This window comes from Nocardia violaceofusca NBRC 14427 (assembly GCF_963869435.1).
In the GTDB taxonomy this organism is placed as follows: Bacteria; Actinomycetota; Actinomycetes; order Mycobacteriales; family Mycobacteriaceae; genus Nocardia; species Nocardia aobensis.
Genome location: NZ_CAWMPM010000009.1, coordinates 255540 through 277750, shown reverse-complemented (window position 1 = coordinate 277750; position 22211 = coordinate 255540). Strand labels below are relative to the sequence as shown.

21 protein-coding genes and 1 tRNA gene are annotated in these 22211 nt (G+C 68.2%); 6 read left to right on the top strand and 16 right to left on the bottom strand.

What is annotated here, in order from left to right; all coding sequences use genetic code 11:
• Nucleotides 1-190 precede the first annotated feature (190 nt).
• The 12 genes from AC5592_RS09500 to argS form a co-directional block, all read right to left on the bottom strand.
• Nucleotides 191-643 (bottom strand): Cg1360 family ATP-synthase-associated protein, encoded by a 453-nt coding sequence (locus tag AC5592_RS09500; protein ID WP_030518281.1) that lies wholly within the window; start codon nt 641-643, stop codon nt 191-193.
• 22 nt (nt 644-665) lie between these two features.
• On the bottom strand, nt 666-1817 hold the full coding sequence (locus AC5592_RS09495; protein ID WP_030518282.1) for an MraY family glycosyltransferase: 1152 nt from the start codon (nt 1815-1817) through the stop codon (nt 666-668).
• A gap of 11 nt (nt 1818-1828) precedes the next feature.
• Nucleotides 1829-2494 (bottom strand): L-threonylcarbamoyladenylate synthase, encoded by a 666-nt coding sequence (locus AC5592_RS09490; protein WP_036498542.1) that lies wholly within the window; start codon nt 2492-2494, stop codon nt 1829-1831.
• Between the two features lie 72 nt (nt 2495-2566).
• Nucleotides 2567-3472 (bottom strand): peptide chain release factor N(5)-glutamine methyltransferase, encoded by a 906-nt coding sequence (gene prmC, locus AC5592_RS09485; protein ID WP_232329275.1) that lies wholly within the window; start codon nt 3470-3472, stop codon nt 2567-2569.
• Nucleotides 3469-4551, bottom strand: coding sequence for a peptide chain release factor 1 (gene prfA / locus AC5592_RS09480; protein WP_036498560.1), 1083 nt, complete (start codon nt 4549-4551; stop codon nt 3469-3471). Before prfA ends, prmC begins: the two co-directional genes overlap by 4 nt.
• A 91-nt stretch (nt 4552-4642) precedes the next feature.
• On the bottom strand, nt 4643-4888 hold the full coding sequence (rpmE, locus tag AC5592_RS09475) for a 50S ribosomal protein L31 (protein WP_036498540.1): 246 nt from the start codon (nt 4886-4888) through the stop codon (nt 4643-4645).
• 853 nt (nt 4889-5741) lie between these two features.
• Complete coding sequence (gene rho / locus AC5592_RS09470; protein ID WP_157121703.1) at nt 5742-7739, bottom strand: transcription termination factor Rho; 1998 nt, start codon at nt 7737-7739, stop codon at nt 5742-5744.
• Between the two features lie 433 nt (nt 7740-8172).
• Entirely contained in the window at nt 8173-9132 is a 960-nt protein-coding gene (thrB, locus tag AC5592_RS09465; protein ID WP_036498558.1) for a homoserine kinase, read from the bottom strand.
• A gap of 25 nt (nt 9133-9157) precedes the next feature.
• Nucleotides 9158-10255 carry a threonine synthase gene (thrC, locus tag AC5592_RS09460; RefSeq protein ID WP_063063960.1) on the bottom strand — a complete coding sequence of 366 codons (1098 nt, stop codon included), beginning with the start codon at nt 10253-10255 and terminating at the stop codon, nt 9158-9160.
• Nucleotides 10252-11652, bottom strand: coding sequence for a homoserine dehydrogenase (locus AC5592_RS09455; RefSeq protein ID WP_051024360.1), 1401 nt, complete (start codon nt 11650-11652; stop codon nt 10252-10254). Before AC5592_RS09455 ends, thrC begins: the two co-directional genes overlap by 4 nt.
• Complete coding sequence (gene lysA / locus AC5592_RS09450) at nt 11649-13079, bottom strand: diaminopimelate decarboxylase (RefSeq protein WP_036498534.1); 1431 nt, start codon at nt 13077-13079, stop codon at nt 11649-11651. The genes AC5592_RS09455 and lysA overlap by 4 nt, the downstream gene beginning before the upstream one ends.
• Nucleotides 13080-13119: 40 nt before the next feature.
• Nucleotides 13120-14778, bottom strand: a complete 1659-nt coding sequence (gene argS / locus AC5592_RS09445) for an arginine--tRNA ligase (protein ID WP_036498532.1) — start codon at nt 14776-14778, stop codon at nt 13120-13122.
• A gap of 140 nt (nt 14779-14918) precedes the next feature.
• Here argS and AC5592_RS09440 point away from each other — a divergent pair, with 140 nt between their 5' ends.
• From AC5592_RS09440 to AC5592_RS09430, 3 genes are all read left to right on the top strand, one after another.
• Nucleotides 14919-15227 carry a hypothetical protein gene (locus AC5592_RS09440; protein ID WP_036498530.1) on the top strand — a complete coding sequence of 103 codons (309 nt, stop codon included), beginning with the start codon at nt 14919-14921 and terminating at the stop codon, nt 15225-15227.
• Between the two features lie 122 nt (nt 15228-15349).
• Nucleotides 15350-15422, top strand: a tRNA-Arg gene (locus AC5592_RS09435).
• A gap of 122 nt (nt 15423-15544) precedes the next feature.
• Nucleotides 15545-15949, top strand: a complete 405-nt coding sequence (locus AC5592_RS09430; RefSeq protein ID WP_063063959.1) for an SgcJ/EcaC family oxidoreductase — start codon at nt 15545-15547, stop codon at nt 15947-15949.
• 16 nt (nt 15950-15965) lie between these two features.
• On the opposite strand, the gene AC5592_RS09425 is transcribed toward AC5592_RS09430, so the two are convergent.
• Both AC5592_RS09425 and AC5592_RS09420 read right to left on the bottom strand, forming a co-directional pair.
• Nucleotides 15966-16904 (bottom strand): undecaprenyl-diphosphate phosphatase, encoded by a 939-nt coding sequence (locus tag AC5592_RS09425; RefSeq protein WP_063063958.1) that lies wholly within the window; start codon nt 16902-16904, stop codon nt 15966-15968.
• Nucleotides 16905-17019: 115 nt separating this feature from the next.
• Nucleotides 17020-18447: an MFS transporter gene (locus AC5592_RS09420; RefSeq protein ID WP_036498524.1), complete on the bottom strand. Its 1428-nt coding sequence runs from the start codon at nt 18445-18447 to the stop codon at nt 17020-17022.
• Between the two features lie 126 nt (nt 18448-18573).
• On the opposite strand from AC5592_RS09420, the gene AC5592_RS09415 reads away from it, so the two are divergent.
• Complete coding sequence (locus tag AC5592_RS09415) at nt 18574-19167, top strand: TetR/AcrR family transcriptional regulator (RefSeq protein ID WP_232329274.1); 594 nt, start codon at nt 18574-18576, stop codon at nt 19165-19167.
• Between the two features lie 81 nt (nt 19168-19248).
• Nucleotides 19249-19737: an FBP domain-containing protein gene (locus AC5592_RS09410; protein ID WP_036498520.1), complete on the top strand. Its 489-nt coding sequence runs from the start codon at nt 19249-19251 to the stop codon at nt 19735-19737.
• Nucleotides 19738-19902: 165 nt separating this feature from the next.
• Here the strand turns inward: AC5592_RS09410 and AC5592_RS09405 are convergent, their stop codons facing one another.
• Nucleotides 19903-20478, bottom strand: coding sequence for a TetR/AcrR family transcriptional regulator (locus tag AC5592_RS09405; protein WP_174372263.1), 576 nt, complete (start codon nt 20476-20478; stop codon nt 19903-19905).
• A 105-nt stretch (nt 20479-20583) separates the two neighbouring features.
• Here AC5592_RS09405 and AC5592_RS09400 point away from each other — a divergent pair, with 105 nt between their 5' ends.
• On the top strand, nt 20584-21753 hold the full coding sequence (locus tag AC5592_RS09400; RefSeq protein WP_063063957.1) for an FAD-dependent oxidoreductase: 1170 nt from the start codon (nt 20584-20586) through the stop codon (nt 21751-21753).
• Between the two features lie 7 nt (nt 21754-21760).
• On the opposite strand, the gene AC5592_RS09395 is transcribed toward AC5592_RS09400, so the two are convergent.
• Entirely contained in the window at nt 21761-22171 is a 411-nt protein-coding gene (locus AC5592_RS09395) for a hypothetical protein (RefSeq protein WP_036498516.1), read from the bottom strand.
• Nucleotides 22172-22211: the final 40 nt, after the last annotated feature.

Below are 22211 nucleotides of genomic sequence, written 5' to 3'. Positions count from 1 at the left end.
GAGACCCGCAGTGGCGTCTGTACGTCGGCGACATCGTCGACGGTGCAGGGCCGGAACTTCTCACCGAAGGACCGGCACGGCAGTAAGCATAACCTCTCGCACCGGCGACGATGCGGTCGGCCCCGTTGGTTCGGATGCTTACGGTAAAGAGTTTACCAAGCTATCTACGACAACGTGTAGGGGGTCTTGTTCACACGTTCGAACGATCTTGGTCGGCGGAGCCCGCCGGTGGGTCGATCACCGGAACACGTTGGCGCAGAAGTCCGTACGTCTCGGCTCCGAGAACAATCAGCAACGCCCCCACGACGGTCAGGAAAAGGGTGCCGGGGCTGTAGAAATCGAACTGGTGCAAGATCGCGACCACGATCATCACGACCAGAATTTTGCCGATCCAGCTCGCCAGCATCACCATGCCCTGAATGCCGGAATCCAATTTCGCGCTGAACAGCACGAGAGCGGCCGTGGTGAGAATGAAGAAACCACCGATCGCGGATCCGATGAGCGCGCCCCAGAAACCGGCCCAGCCCGCGACGATCGAGCCGGCGACGACCGAAACCACCACCAGCACGCACAATCCGGCGATGCCGTAACGCAGCGCTGCTCGTAGTGGCGCGTCGGGGTGCAATTCGGGTGCCGTGCTCACGTCGAGCCACTTTACCCGTTCCTTACTTGCGGCGACCGCGGAGCCCGACCACTTCACGCAACGATGGGACGGCCGTCACAACCAACGCGAAAACCAAACCGGCCGCGAACAGCAGAACCACCACCCGGCGATCCATCAAAGAGGTTCCCACGGCCGCGAATGCGAGCACGCCGACCCACAGATAGATCAACAACACCACGCGCCGATGTGAATGGCCGATCTGCAACAGACGGTGATGCAAATGCATTTTGTCGGGAGTGGAGAAACTCACACCCGCGCGCACGCGGCGCACGATTGCCAGCACCAGATCCAATACCGGAATGAACATCACCGCTCCCACCAGCAACAGCGGTGACAGCAGACCCACGATGTCGCGCGGCCCGTATCCGGTGAGCGGAATTCGGCCGGATGCGCCGGTGGAGACCGCGGCGAGCATCAGACCGATCAACATCGATCCGGAATCACCCATGAATATTCGCGCCGGGTGGAAATTATGTGGCAGAAATCCCAGACATCCACCCGCCAGCGCGGCGGCCAGCAGGGCCGGCGGATAGCCGTCGGTCGCACCGCCCTGCTGATAGAGCAAACCCACGGTGAACACGAAGACGGCGGCGGCCGCGATCAGCCCCAGCCCGGCCGCGAGCCCGTCGAGACCATCCACGAAGTTCATCGCGTTGATCATGGTGACAGTGATGGCCACCGTCACCACCCAGCCCTGCAACTGGTCGAGCACGACCGTGGTGTTGCTGAACGGGTTGTAGATGGCCACCCAGCTCAGGCCCATCACGGCCATCGCCCCGGCGGCCGAGATCTGGCCCACGAACTTCGTCAGCGCGTCCAGGCCCCAGCGGTCGTCGACGATGCCGACCAGGACGATCAGGGTGCCCGCGACCAGCACGGCCGGAATATCGCGCGGATAGTCGAAGCCGCGGCGCAGCGCCGGCAGCTGATGGGCGAACAGCACCGCGGCCAGCACACCCAGATAGATGCCGACGCCGCCCATGCGCGGAATCGGCTCGAGATGCACATCACGATCGCGGGGCACCGCGATGGCGCCGAAACCGATGGCCAGCACCCGAATTCCGCCGGTGGACAACATCGTCACCACCGCGGACACGAGCAGCACCAGAAGCAGCTCGCGCAGCGGGACGACCGCACCCTGACTGAAAACCATCTACCGGGCCGTCAGCGGGTGGTCTCGGGCGACAGTTCGTCCGGCGCCATACCCAGCACCTCGGCGACCTGGGCGACGGTCACCGCGCCGGCCCGCAGCACCCGCGGACGGTCGCCGGTCAGATCCACGATCGTGGAGGGCACACCGTGTTCGGCCGGGCCGCCGTCCAGATACACGCCCACCTGGTTGCCCAGCTGGTGGCGCGCCTCGGTGACCGTCGTGGCGGGCGGCTGCCCGGAGACGTTCGCGCTCGACACGGCCATCGGGCCGACCTCGCGCAGCAGTTCCAGCGCGATCGGGTGCAGCGGCATGCGCAGCATCACCGTGCCGCGGGCGTCGCCGAGATCCCAGGCCAGCGAGGGCGCCTGCTGCACGACCAGGCTCAGCCCGCCCGGCCAGAAGGCACGGATCAGGTCGCGTGCCTGCGGCTGCACGGAGAAGACGAGTCCGTCGATGGTGTTCCATGAACCGACCAGCACCGGCACGGGCATGTCGCGCCCGCGCCGCTTGGCCGCCAGCAGGCCGGCCACGGCCGTGGAATCGAACGCGTCCGCGGCGATTCCGTAGACCGTATCGGTGGGGATGACGGCCAGCCGTCCGGATTTCAAGGTGGTCCGCGCGGCGGTCAATCCGGCGGCACGAGAATCGGGATCGGAGCAGTCGTAGACGGTACTCACGGCGGTGAGTCTATTGAATGTGTCTCTCGGCACGTTGCCCGGCTTCGCGCAAATTCTCGGCAATCGCGAGGGTCAGCGCACGCGGCGGGCGGCGACGAAGCGCGGCCGGCCGGCCAGATCCGGGTGTTCGACGATGTCGCAGAACCGGCCGTCTGCGGCGAACAGCGCCGCGACCTGCGGGCCGTGCGAATCGTCGTGTTCGACGGCGGCCACGCCCTCGGAGCGCAGCAGCCGCGCGATGGTGGCGACCATGGGGGCGATCACCCCGAGTCCGTCGGGGCCGCCGAACAGGGCGAGATGCGGATCGTGTTCGGCCACTTCGGGATCCAGCCGTGCGTCCGACGGGATGTAGGGCGGGTTCGCGACGACGACGTCGACGCGGCCGTTGAGCTCGGCCAGTACCTGCGCGTCGGTGACATCGCCGGCATGCAGAACTATCGGCGTATCTCCTTGCGCGGCTTGGCGTTCGGCGTTGCGCTGCGCCCATTGCCTTGCGGTGGGGTCGATTTCGACGGCGTGGACCTCGGCGTCGGGACGGGCATTGGCGATCGCCAGGGCCAGGGCTCCCGATCCGGTGCACAGGTCGACCACGATCGGCGGGTGCTCGTGGCCGGCCGCCTCGAGCTGGGCCAGCGCCCACGCGAAGATCAGCTCGGTCTCCGGCCGCGGGACGAACACGCCCGGGCCCACCTCGAGGTCCACCTCACCCATCGACGCGGCGCCGGTCAGATGCTGGAGCGGTACCCGCTCGGCCCGGCGCGCCACCAGTTTGAGGAACCGTTCGAGTTGTTCCGGGGTGACCATCGGAACAAGGGCCAGCCGCGATCGCTCGACTTCGAGGACGAAGGCGGCCAGAAATTCCGCGTCGATCCGGGGGCTGTGCACCCCCGCCGCCGCGAGCGTGCGCGCGGCGTCGATGATCGCGGGACGTAGCGGCATTCGGTGCTGACCCGCCGCGCCGGGGGCCTCCAGCATCATTCCGCCGCGAGCCGGGCGGCGCGGTCGGCTTCGCCGAGAGCGTCCAGCAGCGCGTCCAGTTCTCCGTCCAGCACCGAGTCCAGATTGTGGGCCTTGAAGCCGATGCGGTGGTCGGTGATGCGGTTCTCGGGGAAGTTGTAGGTGCGGATGCGCTCCGAGCGGTCGACCGTGCGGATCTGCGACGCACGTCCGGCGGCGGCGTCGGCCTCGGCCTGTTCCTCGGCCAGGCTCTGCAACCGCGCCGAGAGCACCTGCATCGCGCGGATCTTGTTCTGCAGCTGCGAACGCTCGTTCTGGCAGGTCACGACGATGCCGGTCGGCAAATGGGTGATCCGGACCGCGGAGTCGGTGGTGTTGACGCCCTGGCCGCCCTTACCGGAGGAACGGTAGACGTCGATGCGCAGATCGGATTCGTCGATCTGGACCTGTTCGACCTCGTCGGGTTCGGGATAGATCAGCACGCCGGCCGCGGAGGTGTGGATGCGGCCCTGCGATTCGGTGACCGGCACGCGCTGCACGCGATGAACCCCACCCTCGAACTTCAGCCGGGACCAGACGCCGTCGCGGCTGGGCTCGCGGCTCTTGATCGAGAGCGTCGCCTCCTTGTATCCGCCCAGGTCGGACACGTTGGCGTCGAGGACCTCGACCTTCCAGCCGTGCCGTTCGGCGTAGCGGATGTACATGCGGGCCAGATCGGAGGCGAACAGGGCCGACTCCTCGCCGCCCTCCCCCGACTTCACCTCGAGTACGACATCGTCGCTGTCGTGCGGGTCGCGCGGGGCCAGTAGATCGGTCAGCGCCTTCGACAGCTCCTCGACCTGCTGTTCGAGCCCGGGGACCTCGGCCGCGAAGGACGCGTCGTCGGCGGCCAGCTCCCGGGCGGCGGCCAGATCGTCGCGCGCCGCGCTGAGTTTGGTGTAGGTCGACATGATCGGCGCCAATTCGGCGAACCGCTTACCGACGCGACGGGCCTCCCCCGGGTTGTTGTGCAACGCCGGATCCGACAGCTGTGTCTCCAGGCCGGCGTGTTCGGCGAGGATGTCGTCGATGGCGGAGGGGGCCGTGATCTTGTCGGCCATGGCGGTCATGCCTTCCGTGGGGAGCGTGCGAACACCTGTAAACGCACCAACGCCCGGCCTGCGCTGGGCAGGACGGGCGTTGGCGGGGTAGCTACTGGGCTTCCGAACTCTCGGACTGCTCGGCCTTCTTGGCGCGCTTGCCGTAGCGGGCCTCGAAGCGGGCGACGCGGCCGCCGGTGTCGAGGATCTTCTGCTTGCCCGTGTAGAACGGGTGGCACTGCGAGCAGACCTCGACGGTGATGTGGCCCGACTCCTTGGTGCTGTGAGTCTGGAAGGTGTTGCCGCAACCGCAGACAACGGTGGTCGGCACGTATGCCGGGTGAATTCCTGCCTTCATGGGTGTCCTCTCGATCTGGCCCCGGGTCGCCCGCGCGCACGGCGGTATCTGCCGTGCTGCCGTGATGGACGTGAACCGGAACCGACTAGGCGGGATGGTCTGCCGATCGCAGACGCACCGACGGTCCAGTATGCCAGAACCGCCGATACGCACTCACAACGCACCCCGTACCGCATTTGTTCCGGCATCGGCCACCCCGGACAGCGGCAGACCCCAAGGAAGTAGCGGCACGCGTCTTCGCGGTTCTCGAGCCACGCTGAAACGAGTAGTCGGCTACTCGGGAATATGAACACCTTTGTTCGTAGATTCGTTGCAGGAAGTAGACCCATGGCAATCGAACCGACGATCCGAGGGACAGCAGTGAATTTCCCCACCGCACGGGGGACGAGCAGGAGATCTCGAGCCCCGGACGCCGGACATACCCACCTCGGAGACCGCACCATCCGCCTGTTGCCGGGAAAGGGACATACCAAGGAAATCGGCGCCGCGACGACATTGGCCGCCCTGGCGGTCCTCGTCCTCGCCGGGTGGCTCACGGCCTCCGGTACCCCGCCCCGGGCCGCCGTCGTGACCCCCACCGGACCGGATCGGCCCTACGAATTCGCCGCGACCTCGGTCTCCACCGGATCCATCACCGGTGCCACCGCACTGATTCTGCTCGGGCTGATCGCCGGTGCCGCGGTCATCGGCCTGCTGTTCTACTCCCCTACTCCGCCCCGCCCCGGCAGACGGCGCGGGCATCGGCGTACACCTCTCCCGCAGACAGCAATGCGGCCCCGCCGAAGCGGGGCCGCATTATCGCGAGCCGAGCGGCACCTGCGGGTGCGCGCCGGGCGGACGTACTGCTCGTCGCCTATTCGTCCAAGGCGCCCGGTGCGGTCTTCGAGACCGTCATCAGGAATTCGACGTTGCTCTTCGACTTCTTCAAACGGTCGATGAGCAGGTCGATCGCCTGCTGCGAATCGAGGCCCGAGAGCACCCGGCGCAGCTTGTGGATGACCGCCATCTCGTCGGGCGACATCAGCAGCTCGTCGTGGCGGGTGCTGGACGGGTTGATGTCGACGGCCGGGAACACGCGCCGCTCGGCGATCTTGCGATCGAGCTTGAGCTCGGCGTTACCGGTGCCCTTGAACTCCTCGAAGATCACCGTGTCACCGGTGGAACCGGTCTCCACCATGGCGGTGGCGATGATGGTCAGCGAGCCGCCGTTCTCGATGTTGCGGGCCGCGCCGAGGAACCGCTTGGGCGGGTACAGCGCGGTGGAATCCACACCACCGGACAGGATGCGACCCGAGGCCGGCGAGGAGTTGTTGTACGCACGACCCAGCCGGGTGATCGAGTCGAGCAGCACGACGACGTCCTGCCCCATCTCGACCAGGCGCTTGGCCCGCTCGATGGCGAGTTCGGCGACCGAGGTGTGATCGCTCGGTGGACGGTCGAACGTCGAGGCGATCACCTCGCCGCGCACCGAACGCTGCATATCGGTGACCTCTTCGGGACGCTCGTCCACCAGCACCACCATCAGGTAGCACTCCGGGTTGTTGGTGGCGATCGCGTTCGCGATGTCCTGCAGGATCGTGGTCTTACCCGCCTTCGGCGGCGACACGATCAGCGCGCGCTGGCCCTTACCGATCGGCATGATCAGGTCGATCACGCGGGTCGTGAGCTTGTTCGGCGTGGTCTCGAGCCGCAGCCGCTGGTTCGGGTACAGCGGGGTGAGCTTGTTGAATTCCGGCCGGCGGCGGGCGGATTCGACATCCGAGCCGTTGACCGTGTCCAGCCGCACCAGCGGATCGAACTTCTGGCGCTGATTGCCCTGTTCGCCCTCGCGCGGAGCACGCACCGCACCGGTGATCGCGTCACCACGGCGCAGGCCGTTCTTGCGCACCAGGTTCATCGACACGTAGACGTCGTTCTGGCCGGCCAGGTAGCCCGAGGTGCGCACGAACGCGTAGTTGTCGAGCACATCGAGGATGCCGGCGACCGGCTGCAGGACATCGTCCTCGCGGATCTCGACCTCGCGGCCGCCCTCGCCGCCCTCACGGTCACGTCCGCCACGACGGCGCTCCCGGAATCGGCGGCCGCGGCGCCCGCGCCCACCTTCCTCGTCGTCCTCACCACGCTGGTCGCGGCCACGATCGCCACCGCGGGCGGCGCCGTTCTGGCCGGACTGGTTCTGGCCGCCGGACTGGTTGCGGTCGCGGCGACGATCGCCCGACTCCTGATCCGACTTGGCGTCGCCGCCTTCGGCCTTCGGTTCGGTCTTGGTCTCGGCGCGAGCCTCGCCACCGCGGTTCTCGCCGCGGTTGTCGCCGCCCTCACCACGCTGGTCGCGGCCACGACGCTGGCGGCCGCGGCCGCGCTGGCCACCGTCACGGCCGGACTCGTCCCCCGAATCGGCCGGGCGCGCAGCCGATTCCGCGGTTTCCGCCTTGGCGGACGCGTTCTCGGTGCCGACGCCGTCGAGAGTCTGCTGCTGACCACGCGCGGCACCGTTGCGGGTGCCCTTCGACGCATCGTTCCGGGCGCGTCCCTTACCGGCGGACTCGGTGGTGTTCTCGGAGGTCTGAGGGGACTCGGCCTTCGCCGCGGCACCGGATTCGGTCGCGACATTCGACGCGGACTTCGCGGCGGGCTCGGCGCCCGCGTCCGCTTCGGCGGATTTCGCATCGCCCCGGCCACCACGCGCGGACTTGCCGGAGGAGGCCTGGTTTTCCTTGATGGCGGCGATGAGATCGCCCTTACGCATTCCGGATGTGCCTCGGATACCGAGCTCTCCGGCAAGCGCACGCAACTGCGGCAACAACATTCCAGTCAGCCCCGATCGTGCGACGTCGGTGTGTTCGCTCATCTTCGAAATCTGTCCGGAGTCACTTTCGCGGCCGTCCGAGGGATTTGCAGTGTCCACCCCGGGTGTCGCGAGCAGGTCCGTATCTGTCACGGAGATCCTTTCCTTCCCTCGATTGCCGTGTGCATATTCGAGGGTTCGTCCCGAAGCCCGATCACTGTGCCGAGCTCGGATGCCGTATCGCCTGCCCCGCCGGACCGATGGAATCACCCACCTGGTCACGGCCACCGGTTCATTGAGTGGGAGTGATCATTCCAGTCGCTGTCCCCGACGTCGAGGTCGAAGTCCCGAGTGATTCGAGCCCCCGAGCCACCGAGCTTGAGCAAGGAGCCTGCTGGAGCGATTGCCCTGATGAAGCACCGGCGTCTGACGCGCACGATGTACGGACGTGCTCAGGATAGCTCTGTCCGACCACGTCAGCAAGGCAGCCACGCCATCAGTCCACGCTCACACCCGCGGAAATGTCGGGTTCGACCACGCGCAGACCGTCCTCCTCGGCGAGTTTGCGCAGGTCGTCCGGAAATTCTCCGGCGCTCAGCGCCAGGATGGTCGGACCGGCGCCCGACACCATCGCGGCGAGTCCGGCGGTGCGCAGCCGGGTGATCCAGGCGGTGGTCAGCGGCAGCGCGGCGGCGCGATAGCCCTGGTGCAGGCGGTCCTGGGTCGCGGGCAGGAGCAGGTCGGGACGCTCGGTCAGGGCGACCACCGACAGCGCGGCGCGGCTGACGTTGAACGCGGCGTCGCCGTGCGGGACCATCTCCGGCAGCAGGCCGCGGGTGTGCGCGGTCGAGGAGCGCTCCTGCGGGATCAGCACCGTCGCGCGCAGCCGCGGGTGCGGTTCCAGCCGCACCGCACGGTAGACGCGCTGGTGGTGCTCGACGGAACTGCTCGCGTCGAGTTCGCCGGCGCGGTCGGATTCGGTCCACGACACCACGATGCCGCCGAGCACGCTCGCGGCCGCGTTGTCCGGATGGCCCTCGAATTCCGAAGCCAGCTGCACCAATTCGGCATCCGAACCCGTCAGCGCCGGGTCGAACTTCGCGGCCAGCCCACGCGCGGCGGCGAGTCCGCCGACCGCCGCCGAGGCCGACGATCCCAACCCTCGCGAATGCGGAATGACGTTGCGGCACACCACATCCAGCCCGTCGGCCCACACGCCCGCGGCTTCCAGGCCGCGTTCGATCGCGCGCACCACCAGATGTGAAGGGCCCCAAGGGACGTCGTCGGCGCCCTCACCCTCCACTCGGATGGTAAGCCCGGAATCGGTGGTACGTACCACGATTTCGTCGTACAACCCCAAAGCGATACCGAGCGAATCGAATCCGGGTCCCAGATTGGCGCTGGAGGCGGGCACCTTCGCGGTAACGGTGATACCGGGCGGGAGGGTCCGCGTCATCAACTGACCTTCGCGCGCACTCAACTCAGGCCAACTCGAGCTCGCGGGCCACCGCTACCGGATCCACCGCGATCGCCTCCACCGCGGGCATACCCAGCAGAGCGGTGTCCGGGTCCTTCAGGCCGTTGCCGGTGACGGTGCACACGACGGTGAGACCGGAATCGAGCCAGCCCTCCTTGCGTGCGGCCAGCAGACCGGCCACGCTGGCGGCCGAGGCGGGCTCGACGAAGACGCCCTCGGTGCCCGCGACCAGGCGATACGCCGCCAGGATCTCGTCGTCGGTAGCGGCCCGGAAGGCGCCACCGGACTGCTCCTGGGCGGCCACCGCGCTGTTCCAGGACGCGGGCGCGCCGATCCGGATCGCGGTGGCGATGGTTTCGGGGTCCTTCACCGGCGCACCGTTGACCAGCGGCGCGGCCCCGGCGGCCTGCACACCGAGCATGCGCGGGCGGCTCGCGGTGAGGCCGTCGGCGTGGTATTCGCTGTAGCCCTTCCAGTACGCGGTGATGTTGCCCGCGTTGCCGACCGGCAGGGCGTGCACGTCGGGAGCCTTGCCCAGCGCGTCGCAGATCTCGAAGGCCGCGGTCTTCTGCCCCTCGATGCGGGCCGGGTTGACCGAGTTCACCAGGCCGACCTCGGGGAAGTCCGAGGTGACCTTGCGGGCCAGCTCGAGGCAGTCGTCGAAATTGCCCTCGACCTGAATGATCTTGGCGCCGAGCATGACCGCCTGCGCGAGCTTGCCCATCGCGATCTTGCCCTGCGGGATCAGCACGGCGCAGTGCATGCCGGCCCGGGTGGCGTAGGCCGCCGCCGAGGCGGAGGTGTTACCCGTGGAGGCGCACAGCACCGCCTTCTGGCCGCGGGCCTTGGCGTCGGTCATCGCCATGGTCATACCGCGGTCCTTGAACGACCCGGTCGGGTTGAGGCCCTCGACCTTGAGATACACCTCGCAGCCCGTGAGCTCGGACAGGTGATGCGCGGGCACCAGCGGCGTGCCACCCTCGTAGAGGGTGACCGGCTCCCAGTCCGCGCCGACCGCCAGGCGCTCCCGATAGGCGGCGATCAGCCCCGGCCACGGAGTGTGCACGGCCCCGGCCGACGGCGGCGCTCCTGTCTGACTCATTCCTCGGTGCCTTCCAATCTCAAGACGCTGGTCACGGATGTGACGGATTCCAGCTCGGCAAGTGCTGCCACGGTATCGGCCAGCGCCGACTCCGGGGCGTGGTGGGTGACCACGACCAGTCGGGCGCCCTCGTCGAATCCCTCCTGGCGGACCGTCGAGATGCTGACACCGTGTTCGGCGAATTTGCCGGACACCGCCTGCAGAACCCCGGTGCGGTCGGCAACCTGCAGGTTCACGTGATAGCGGGTCGGGATGTCGCCGATCGGCGCGATCGGCAGCTCAGCATAAACCGATTCACCCGGTGCGCGGCCACCGTAGAACTTGTTGCGGGCCGCCATCACCAGATCGCCCATCACCGCCGAGGCGGTCGGCGCGCCGCCCGCGCCCTGGCCGTAGAACATCAGCCGGCCGGCGTTCTCGGCCTCGACGACCACCGCGTTGAAGGCGCCGTTGACCGAGGACAGCGGATGCCGCCGCGGGATCAGCGCCGGGTACACGCGCACCGACACCCGGTCCTTACCGGCGGACGAGCTGCTCGCGTCACCCAGCGCGGCGACCGCCGATCCGTCCATCGACAGCCGCTCGCCGCCGGGCATCCGCTCGCAGATGGCCAGCAGCTTCACGGTGCAGCCGACCGCCGCCGCGGTCTCCAGATCCTCGGCGGTGATCTTCGAGATGCCCTCGCGGTAGACGTCGGCGGCGGTGACGCGGGTGTGGAAGGCCAGCGAGGCCAGGATCGCGGCCTTGGCGGCGGCGTCGTAGCCCTCGACATCGGCGGTGGGATCCGCTTCGGCGTAGCCCAGCCGGGTCGCCTCGGCGAGCGTGTCGGTGTAGTCGGCGCCGGTCTCGTCCATCGCCGAGAGAATGAAATTCGTTGTGCCGTTGACGATTCCGACCACCCGGTTCACCCGGTCGCCGGACATCGACTGGATCAGCGGGCGCACCACCGGAATGGCGCCGGCCACCGCGGCCTCGAAGTACAGGTCGGCGCGGCTGCCCTCGGCCGCCGCGGCCAGCTCACCGGTGTAGTCGGCCAGCAGCGCCTTGTTCGCGGTCACGACCGACTTGCCGCCGTTGAGCGCGGCCAGGATCAGCTTGCGAGCCGGGTCGATACCGCCCATCACCTCGACCACCAGGTCGACGTCGTCGCGAGCGACCAGCGCTTCGGCGTCGGTGGTCAGCAACTCGGCCGGAATGCCGCGGTCGACGTCGAGGCGCCGCACCGCGACGCCGCGCAGCACCACCGGGGCGCCCACCCGCGAGCGCAGGTCGTCGGCGTGCTCGCGCAGGATGCGCACCACCTCGGTGCCGACATTGCCCATGCCGAGCACCGCGACCCCGATGGGACGTTCGATTCCGAACGCACCGCCTCGGGGCCGGTTCGTCGCCTCGGTCATGAGTGCACCTCCGTCGCTTCCAGGCTCATCAGATCCGCCACCGTCTCACGGCGCAGCAGCAGCCGCGCCTGCCCGTCGCGGACCGCGACCACGGCCGGGCGGGTGAGCATGTTGTAGCGGCTGGCCATCGAATAGCAGTACGCGCCCGTGGCCGCGACCGCAACCAGGTCCCCCGGTCCGACGTCGGCCGGCATCCAGGTGTCGCGGATGACGATATCGCCGCTCTCACAATGCTTTCCGACCACACGGGCCACCACCGGGGCGGACTCGCTGGAGCGGGAGACCAGCCGGCAGTCGTAGTCGGCCTGATAGAGCGCGGGACGGATGTTGTCGCTCATCCCGCCGTCGACGCTGACGTAGCGGCGCTGCGCGCCCGCGTCGAGTGAGACGTCCTTGGTGGTGCCGACCTCGTAGAGGGTGACGGTGCCCGGGCCGGCGATCGCGCGGCCCGGCTCGACCGCGATGGTCGGGGTGGGCAGGCCGATCTGCGCCGCCTCCACCTCGACGAGGTCGCGCACCTTCGCGGCGAACTCGTCCAGCGGCGGCGGATCGTCGCTCGGCAGATACGAAATGCCGAGGCCGCCACCGAGATCCAGAATCGCGATCTGCTCGGTGCGCTCGACGCCGAACTTCTCGATCGCATCGCGCAGCAGTCGCAACATGCGCCGCGCGGAGATCTCGAAGCCGTCGATGTCGAAGATCTGCGATCCGATATGGCTGTGCAGGCCGACCAGGCGCAGATTGTCCGCCTCGAAGACCCGGGCCAACGCCTCCATCGCATCGCCGCCGGCGATCGAGAAGCCGAACTTCTGATCCTCGTGCGCGGTCGAAATGTATTCGTGGGTATGTGCTTCCACGCCGACGGTGACGCGGACCAGCACGTCCTGCACCACGCCCGCGCGGGCGGCGACCGCCTCCAGGCGCTCGATCTCGATCAGTGAGTCGACGACGACGTGCCCGACACCCGCCGCCACGGCCTGCTCCAGTTCGGCGACCGATTTGTTGTTGCCGTGCAACGCGATTCGTTCGGCCGGGAAGCCGCCGTGCAGCGCCACCGCCAGCTCGCCGCCGGAGCACACGTCCAGGTGCAGGCCCTCGTCGCGCACCCAGCGCGCGATCTCGCCGCACAGAAATGCCTTGGAGGCGTAGTGAACTCGCGCGCCGGGACCGAAGGCGCGCACCATATCGCGGCAGCGGGAGCGGAAGTCGTCCTCGTCGACCACGAACAGCGGCGTGCCGAATTCGGCGGCGAGCTGCGTGACGGGCACACCGGCCAAGCGCACCACACCCGCGGCGTCGCGAGAGGCGTTGCGCGGCCACACCTTGTCGGGCAGGTCGATCATCTCGCGGGGGTCCGCGGGCCGCTCCGGCAGGTTGGGGGCGTGGGGGATCTCGGCGTGCCGAGGTCCCGCCGGATGCGCACTCACAATAATTCCTTCCTCACACGATGACCTGACCGACGGCGGTTCACATGCGCTCCGGGGCGGATACGCCCAGCAGCGCCAGACCGTTGGACAGCACCTGACGGGTGGCGTCGACCAGTTGCAGGCGGGCGGCGTTGACCGGCAGGACCGGGTCGTCGTTCTGCGGCAGGATCCGCAGCGTCTTGTTGGTCTGGAAGCGGTGGTAGGCGCCCGCCAGTTCCTCCAGATAACGGGCCACGCGGTGCGGTTCGCGCAGGCTCGCCGCACTCGCCACCACGGCCGGGAACTCGCCGAGGGTGCGGATCAGCTCGCCCTCCTCGTCGGCGACCAGCAGGCCGAGATCCGGTGTGACACCGGCGAATCCGAAGTCGGTGGCATTGCGGGCGACCGCGCAGGTGCGGGCGTGCGCGTACTGCACGTAGTAGACCGGATTCTCACTGCTCTGCTTGGTCCACAGATCCAGGTCGATATCGATGCTCGAGTTCACCGAACTACGCACCAGCACGTAGCGGGCGGCGTCGACGCCGATCGCCTCGACCAGATCGTCGAGGGTGACCACCGTGCCGGCGCGCTTGCTCATCCGCACCGCCACGCCGTCGCGCACCAGGTTCACCATCTGGCCGATCAGCACCTCGACGGTGTTCGGATCGTCGCCGAACGCGGCCGCCGCCGCCTTCAGCCGGCCGATGTAGCCGTGATGGTCGGCGCCGAGCATGTAGATGCAGAGGTCGAACCCGCGCGAGCGCTTGTTCTGGAAGTAGGCGATATCGCCACCGATATAGGCGGACTTGCCGTCGCTCTTGATGACGACGCGGTCCTTGTCGTCACCGTATTCGGTGCTGGCGATCCACCAGGCGCCGTCCTTCTCGTACAGATTGCCCGAGGCCTTGAGCTGGTCGAGCGCCTTCTCCACGGCGCCGGAGGCGAACAGCGAGCTCTCGTTGAAGTACACGTCGAAATCGGTGCCGAAATCGTGCAGGGTCTGCTTGATGTGGGCGAACATCAGCTCCACACCCTCGCGGCGGAACAGTTCGTGCCGCTCGTTCTCCGGCAGACTCGCCGCGTCCGGATGCGCCGCGGTGATCTGGCCCGCGATCTCGGAGATGTAGGCGCCGGCGTAGCCGTTCTCCGGGGTGGGCGCGCCGGTGGCGGCGGCGACCAGCGATTCGGCGAAGCGGTCGATCTGCGCGCCGTGGTCGTTGAAGTAGTACTCGCGGGTCACGTCCGCGCCCTGAGCGGCCAGAATGCGACCCAGCGCATCGCCGACCGAGGCCCAGCGGGTACCGCCCAGGTGGACCGGGCCGGTCGGATTGGCGGAGACGAACTCCAGGTTGATCTTGGTGCCGGTGAGCGCCTGCGCGGTGCCGTAGGCGGCACCCGCGGCGCGGATCTGCTCCACGATGGCGCCCTGGGCGGCCGCGGCGAGGCGGATGTTGAGGAAGCCCGGGCCGGCCACGTCGGCGGATTCGATGCCGTCGGTGGCGGCCAGCGCGTCGGCCAGCAGACCGGCCAGTTCGCGCGGGTTCATTCCGGCCTTCTTACCCACCTGCATGGCCACATTCGTGGCATAGTCTCCGTGTTCCGGATTACGGGGACGCTCCACCTTGACCTCGTCGGGCAGGACCGCAGGGTCGGATCCGCGTTCGACGAGCACCTTCGCCGCGGTCGCACGAAGGAGTTCTGCAAGGTCAGCTGGAGTCACGAGTCTCTATCCTATGGTCCGAGCGGGTGTGCGCCGTCAGCGGGCACCTGCTCGCCGCACCCGGCATCCGGCACCGGCGGCCCCGGCCGTCGTTCCGACACCGCGAGAACCACCGACGCACCCGAAGAGAGCGCCAACCGATGCCGAACACCAGCGCGAAATCAGCCAAGGCGATTCGTGCCGCCGCCAAATCCGCCCCCGGCGGGGCGTACAACGGCAATTCCAACCCGCCGAAGCACCGGCGTGTTCCCTGGGCGCTGGTCGGCGCGGTCGTGGTGATCGCCGTCCTGGTCGTCGCGCTGGTCGTCTACTTCGTCCCCAAGTCGCGCCACCACGCCGACAAGGACAAGGCTGTCCCGCCCACCGGCCAGATGGACGAACTCCCCGCCGGTATCCCCGGCATTCCCGCCATCCCCGGCATGCCGGGTGCGCCGATGCCGACGCGGTAGTGCCGTGACGCCGGACTGAATCCCTGCTCGGACCTGTCTTTTGGCGCACGCCGTGTGATGCGATACGCTTTCCCCGCCCGATCGGACGACGTAACCACTGGTGTCGACCGGGTCCGATCCCCGCCCTCGTAGCTCAGGGGATAGAGCGTCTGCCTCCGGAGCAGAAGGCCGCAGGTTCGAATCCTGCCGAGGGCACAGCACACCAGGTCCCGACCATCCGGTCGGGACCTTTTTCGTTTGTCGATTCGGGGGATGCTCGCGCGTCGGAGAGATGTATGGCCCGAACGAGGGCCGCGCCGACGAACGAAGGACATGCCATGACCACGACTCGAACCGACGACTCGGCCGCCATCGCGCAGATCTTGGCCGATCAGTACAAGGCCTGGGCGGCTGGGGACGCGGACGCTTTCGTCGCGGACTACGCCGAGGACGCCACGGTGATCATGCCGGGGACCTATCGGCGCAGCCGGGCGGAGATCCGGCAGGGTATGGCGGACGGGTTCGCGACCGTTCTCGCGAACTCGACCGTCACCGACGACATCGGAGATATCCGGTTCCTCGGCGCCGACCACGCCGTTGTCGTCAGCAAGGCCGCGATCGCGTTCGCCGGCGAGACCGAAGTACCCGCCGACCGGTACGTGAACGCGACCTGGGTCATGCACCGGCGCGACGGCAAGTGGACGGTCGCCGCGTACCACAACAGTCCCGCCGTGGCGCGTTAGCGGCCCGCTACGCTGCTCACCCGAATCGGACGATCGACACCGCCCCCACGATCACGCAGTACGCCGCGAACGGCAGCAGGGTCCGGGTCCGGAAGTACCGTTCGAGGTAGCGGACGGCGAGCCAGGATGTCACGCCGGAGACGACGGCGCCGACGATGATCGGGCCCCAGATCACCTCTGCGCGTGGGGTTATCAGGTCCGGGAGGTCGACGATCCCGGCGCCGAAGATCGCGGGGGTGGCGAGGAGGAAGGCGAATTTGGCGGCGTGTTCGTGTTCGAGACCGCGCCAGAGACCGCCGACCATGGTGAGGCCGGCCCGGCTGAAGCCGGTGAGGAGGGCACCGGCTTGGGCCAGGCCGATGCCGACCGCGTCCCGGGAGTCGAGGGCCGCGAGGCGCCGGTCGGATTGCGGCAGGGAAAGTGTTGTCGCCGTGCGCCTCCGGCTGTTCGCCTGATTCAGGGCGAAGCGGCGGCCGTATTCGGCGAGGGTGGGCTCGTTGCGGCGACGCAGGCCTTCGCCGACAACCAGCACCACGCCGTTGACGGTCAGGAAGGCCGCGGCGCACAAGGGAGCGGCGAAGACGTCGTGCAGCGGATGTTCCAGCAGCGGACCGAGAATCGCGACCGGCACGGTCGCGATCACGATCAGCCAGGCCAGCCGTTGCGGCACGGTATCCAGCCGCCTGGTCCGCACCATCTCGACGAATCCGGCGGCGATCGCGCACCAGTCCCGCCAGTAGTAGATCACCAGCGCGACCGCCGTCGCCACGTGCAGAGCGACGACGAATGCCAGATAGGTTACGGCCGAATCGGTTCCGCCCTGTCCGGGCAACGCTCCCCATCGACCTCCCAGCCAGGCCGCCACGAGAACCGAATGTCCGAGACTGGAGATCGGGAACAGCTCGGTGAAGCCCTGCACCGCGCCGATGACCATCGCTTGAAAATAGGTGAGCATCGCGACGAGTTTCGCACGGCAGTCATAGAGGTTGCTGTGAGTAGAATATCGGTTAAGTCACTGCGCGGCAACATGTTTCGAATAGTCCCAAATGCCCGAAGTTGATCTTGGTCGCTCATCGTTGCGCCCGCACACTCCGAAAGGTCGACGCCACGAGCAAGGTCAGCACCGCGATCCCGGCCGCCGCGGCGAAGGCGGTCGTGATACCGGAGACGAGCACGTGCACGGCCGATCCGGACGCGGCCCGCACGGCGGTGCCGAATACCGTGACCAGTACCGCCAGCCCCAGCGCGGCGCCGGTCTGCTGCAGCGTCTGCAACGCGCCGCCCGCCGCACCGGCCTCCTCGGGCGCCACATTCGCCATGATGATCACGTTCAGCGGCGAGAAGGCCAGGCCGATACCGCATCCCATCAACAGCGTCGCCACCGCGAGCAGCGGGAAGTAACCGGTATCGGTATCGAGCAGGGTGAGCAGCGCCAGCCCGGCGATCATCGCGGACGTGCCCACCAGCGTCACCGGTTTGGGACCGAAGCGCGGCAGCAGGCGCGGAATCAGCCGGATCATCGCGAACATCGTCACCGCGGTCGGCAGGAAGGCGAAACCCGTTGCCAGCGCGCTCATTCCCCGCACTTCCTGCAGATACTGGGTGAGGAAGAAGAACATCGAGGTCCCCGCCATCGGCCCCAGGAACATGTTGGCGTACGCGGCGGCCCGATTGCGGTCGGCGAACAGGTGCAGTGGCAGCAGCGGTTGTGCGGCCTGGCGTTCGATCAGCAGGAATGCGATCAGTGCGAGCACGCCGGCCGCCAGCGACACATCGGTCGTCACATCGTCCCAGCCGTGCGCCGCGGCGCTGATGAAGCCGTAGACCAGCGCGGCCACCGCACCCGTCGCGGTCACCGCTCCGGGCAGGTCGAGATGAGCGCGACGGCGCGGCGCGTCGGGTAGGTACCGTGCCGCCAGCAGTGCCACGGCCAGTCCGAACGGCACGTTGATGAACAGCACCGAGCGCCAGCTCAGCCACTGGGTCAGCAGTCCACCCAGGATCAGCCCGATCGCGAATCCCGCACTGGACATTCCGGAGAACAGCGCCAGCACCCGGACCCGCATCTTCGGATCGGCGAAGGTGGTGGTCAGCAGGGCGAGAGTGTTCGGACCGGCCATCGCACCACCGAGGCCCTGCACGATGCGAGCGACGATCAGCCAGGCGGCCGACGGCGCCAGCCCGCCGCCGAGGGAAGCGAGGGTGAAGAGCACGGTTCCGAGGATGAAGATGCGCCGGCGTCCGAACAGGTCGCCGGCCCGGCCGCCGAGCAGCAGCAGCCCGCCGAAGACCAGGGTGTAGGCGTTCATCACCCAGGACAGGCCGGTGGCACTGAAGTGCAGATCGTGCTGGATGCGGGGCAGTGCCACGTTCATCACGGTGATGTCGAGCACGATCATCAACTGGCAGGTCAGCAGCGTGGCCAGCACGATGCCGGAGCGCAGCCGCCCGGGCGGTGCGCCGACCTGCGGTGACGAGGAAATCGTGGAGGTAGTCAAGGAGGCTCCATCGGATTGCGGAACTAAACGGAGAATGTCTCCGTTTCCAATGGAGATAGCATATGGAGAAGTTCTCCGGTTACGCAAGACTAAGCGGAGAGTTCATCCGTTTCCACTGGAGGAATCGTGAGCGCACCGTCGACACAGGGGTCCGGGCGCGCGGCGCCGCCGCGTCCGATGCGCGCGGATGCGCGGCGCAACTACGAGCGCATACTCGCGTGCGCGCGGGAGGCGTTCGCCGAATTCGGCCCGGAGGCGCCCCTGGACGAGGTGGCGCGCCGAGCCGCGGTGGGACCGGGCACCCTCTATCGCCACTTTCCCAACCGGGACGCGCTCATCGAGGCGGTCTATCGCTCGAGTATCGAGGCATTGGCCGAACTCGCCGCCGAGCTGACCGAAACCCTCTCCCCCCTCGACGCGCTGGAGCAGTGGTTCCGCGCCCAGGTGCGATTCGTGATGGACAAACGCAGTCTGGCGGTGACCCTCAAGGCCGCCATCGACCGCGGATCGCAGACCTTCTTGCTGTGTTCGAATCTGATCACCGACGCCGCGACGGCGGTCCTGCAACCCGCCCAGGACGCCGGCCTGATCCGCCCGGAAATCGAACCGCGCGATCTGTTGCGCCTGGGCCACGGTATCGGCGTCGCGTGCGAAACCTCACCCGATGCGGCAGAACGGCTGATCACGGTGACCCTCGCCGGGCTGCGCACCATCGGCTGAGCCGATATTCGATTGCCCGCCGAGACCGGTGGCCGTAGCCTCGCTCCGTTTTCCGTTCATCCATTCGGAAGGAGTGAACACGTGCAACCACTGACCGAACGCGAGATCCGCTCGTCGTTCGTCAACTGTTCCAAGGGCGATGCCAAACGCATGCCGGTCCCCCGGGATCTCGACACGCGACCATGGGAGGACCTGGACTTCTTCGGCTGGAACGACCGGTCGATGCCGGGTCGCGCGTATCTGGTGACCCCGCAGGACGATCGGCTGGTCGGCGTGGCACTGCGCTACGAGACGGGCGGATCCGGCCGGGCCCAGCTCTGCTCGATCTGCCTGACCACGCACACCGGTACCGGGGTATCGCTGCTCACCGCGCACAAGGTCGGCGAATCCGGGCGGCGCGGTAACTCGATCGGCATCTACATGTGCACCGATCTGGCCTGTTCGCTGTACGCGCGCAACAAGAAGCGCCCCGCGCTGGGCAACCGCTACCGCGAGGATCTGACCGACGAGGAGAAGGCCGAACGGGTGCGCACCAACCTGCGCGCATTCGTCGAGCGCCTCTACAGCTGACCGAACACCGACAGCGTCCACCCGATCGAACGGAGGTAGATGCCGTGCGCCGACACTCGAGGACCGCACCGCAGCCCTGATGCCCCGAGCCCGCGCCGCCGGACTCGGGGCATTGTCATATCTGCTCGTCATATCTCCTCCCGGCTCGTCTCGCCGGGACCCGTCTCATCTCGGCACCGACACCAGATACCGCTGCACCGTCGCGCCGATCTCCGCGACGATCTCCTCGGCCGTCAACGCCACCACCGGTGGCAGGCGCAATACATAGCGGCACACCGCCAGTCCCAGAATCTGCGTGACCACCAATCCGGCTCGCCGCGGCGCGTCCGCGGGGTCGCCGACGCGGGTCACCATCGGCATCAGCTGTTCGGCGAAGACGCGTTGAAACCGTTGCGCCACAGTCTCGTCCGACACCGAAGAACGCAACAGGGTCAGCAGCAGTTCGTTACCCGGTGGCGTCTCCCACAGTTCCAGGAAGCGCCGGGCGACCGTCGCACCCAGCTCGTCCTCGGCCACCGCGGCCAGATCCGGCAGGGCGAGATCGACGTCGAGCGCCGCGTCGAACAGGCCGTCCTTGTTGCCGTAGTACCGCATCACCATCGACGGATCGATGCCGGCGTCGGCGGCGATCGCCCGGATGGTCGCCTTGGCATATCCCTCGCGGGCGAAATGCCGGCGAGCCGCCTCCAGAATCGCCGCGCGAGTGGCGTCCGAGCGGCGCGGCGCAGTCTCTTCACTCATGCCCACAACCGTAGGCCAACAACTGTTGACTTTCCATCCCCCCAGTTTTATCCTGATGTCAACAGCCGTTGGCCAACATACGTTGGCAAACCTGAGGGAGTAGTCATGAGCAGCACCGTTCCCGCCACCGCCGCGGTCGTCATCGTCGGCGCCGGACCCGCCGGACTGACCGCCGCGATCGCACTCGCCGATGCCGGCGCCGATGTGGTTCTGCTGGATCGACTGGCCGCCGGGGCGAACACGTCCCGCGCCGCGGTCGTCCATGCCCGCACGTTGGAGGTCCTCGACGAGATGGGCATCGCCACGACCCTGCACGACCTGGGACTCGAGGTGCCGCGCTTCGTCATGTACGAAGGCGCCGACCGGTTGACCACCATCGGCTTCTCCGACCTGCCGACACCGTTCCCCTACACGCTGATGATCGGCCAGGAGACGACCGAGGCGGTCCTGCTCGACCGGCTGCAGCGGGCGGGCGGAACGGTCGTGCGCCCCGTGGAGGTCACCGCGGTGATACCGGGCGAGGAATTCGTCACCGTCGAATTCACCGATGCCACAGGGCAATCCGGATCGATCCGCGCCGAGTACGTGATCGGCGCGGACGGGATGCACAGCCGGGTCCGCGAGGCGGCGGGAATCGGCTTCACCGGCGCCACCTATCCGGAATCGTTCGTCCTGGCCGATGTGCGGATGGACTGGCCCGCCTCGCGCGACGAGGTATCGCTGCACGTCTCGCCCGAGGGCATCGTGGTGGTCGCACCCCTGCCGGACACCGACCACGATCGTTTCCGCGTCGTCGCCACCGTCGCCGAGGCGCCCGAACATCCCACCCGCGCGCAGGTGCAAGCGCTGCTGGATGCCCGCTGCCCCGGCGCCACGGTGCGAGAGGTGCTGTGGAGCTCACGTTTTCGCGTGCACCACCGGGTGGCCGACCGCTATCGCGCCGGGCGGATCCTGCTGGCCGGCGATGCCGCACATGTGCACAGCCCGGCCGGTGGGCAGGGAATGAACACCGGGATCCAGGATGCGGCCCTGCTGAGCACGCTGCTGGCCCGGGTCCTGGGCGGCGAACCCGACGCGCTGCTCGACGACTACGAGCGCACCCGCCGCCCGGTCGCGCTGGACGTGGTGGCCTTCACCGATCGCATGACCCGGATGGCGACGCTGCGCCCGCGACCGGCCCGCATGCTGCGCAACACCGCGATCCGCCTCGTCACCCGCATCCCGGCGGTGCGCACGGCGCTGGCCTACCGGCTCGCCGAACTCGCCAACCGGTGAAAAACGCTCAGGCGCAGGCCAATCCGAACTCCGCGGTCGCGGTCCGGCCGGCCACCACATCGACCTTCTCGGCGGGGCCGGTGGCCAGCCGGCATCCCATCGGCACCGACGTCACCTGAACCTGATAGCAGTCGGCGGCCACATCCTGGTGGGCCTTGCCGTCCCGGCCGGTGGTCAGAGTCGCCAGCACCGATCCGGCCTGACACGTGGTGATGCCCGCGGCGAGTCCGGCGGCGGCGTACTTCTCGGGACCGTGGGTGGCCACCACCTCGATCGTGCCGTTGGTGCCGTGGTCGGCTGCCGCGGGCGCGGACGCGGGCGCCGATGTCTTCGCCGGTGCGCGGTCGGCCTCGGCGGAGCAGGCGAGCGCGGGTAGTACGGCGGCACACAACGTCATCGCGAACAGTATGCGGCGCACCTGGTCTCCTCTCACCGGACGGATATCGCTCTCACTGTAG

Excerpts from the sequence above, each read along its gene's own strand:
- prfA (WP_036498560.1), bottom strand. The coding sequence starts at position 4,551 with ATGGCCGACAAGATCACGGCCCCCTCCGCCATCGACGACATCCTCGCC.
- thrB (WP_036498558.1), bottom strand. The coding sequence starts at position 9,132 with ATGACGCGGACCCTCCCGCCCGGTATCACCGTTACCGCGAAGGTGCCC.
- AC5592_RS09405 (WP_174372263.1), bottom strand. The coding sequence starts at position 20,478 with ATGAGTGAAGAGACTGCGCCGCGCCGCTCGGACGCCACTCGCGCGGCG.
- prmC (WP_232329275.1), bottom strand. The coding sequence starts at position 3,472 with ATGATGCTGGAGGCCCCCGGCGCGGCGGGTCAGCACCGAATGCCGCTA.
- AC5592_RS09400 (WP_063063957.1), top strand. The coding sequence starts at position 20,584 with ATGAGCAGCACCGTTCCCGCCACCGCCGCGGTCGTCATCGTCGGCGCC.
- rho (WP_157121703.1), bottom strand. The coding sequence starts at position 7,739 with ATGAGCGAACACACCGACGTCGCACGATCGGGGCTGACTGGAATGTTG.
- AC5592_RS09430 (WP_063063959.1), top strand. The coding sequence starts at position 15,545 with ATGACCACGACTCGAACCGACGACTCGGCCGCCATCGCGCAGATCTTG.
- thrC (WP_063063960.1), bottom strand. The coding sequence starts at position 10,255 with ATGAGTCAGACAGGAGCGCCGCCGTCGGCCGGGGCCGTGCACACTCCG.
- AC5592_RS09495 (WP_030518282.1), bottom strand. The coding sequence starts at position 1,817 with ATGGTTTTCAGTCAGGGTGCGGTCGTCCCGCTGCGCGAGCTGCTTCTG.
- AC5592_RS09455 (WP_051024360.1), bottom strand. The coding sequence starts at position 11,652 with ATGACCGAGGCGACGAACCGGCCCCGAGGCGGTGCGTTCGGAATCGAA.
- AC5592_RS09425 (WP_063063958.1), bottom strand. The coding sequence starts at position 16,904 with ATGCTCACCTATTTTCAAGCGATGGTCATCGGCGCGGTGCAGGGCTTC.
- rpmE (WP_036498540.1), bottom strand. The coding sequence starts at position 4,888 with ATGAAGGCAGGAATTCACCCGGCATACGTGCCGACCACCGTTGTCTGC.
- AC5592_RS09440 (WP_036498530.1), top strand. The coding sequence starts at position 14,919 with ATGCCGAACACCAGCGCGAAATCAGCCAAGGCGATTCGTGCCGCCGCC.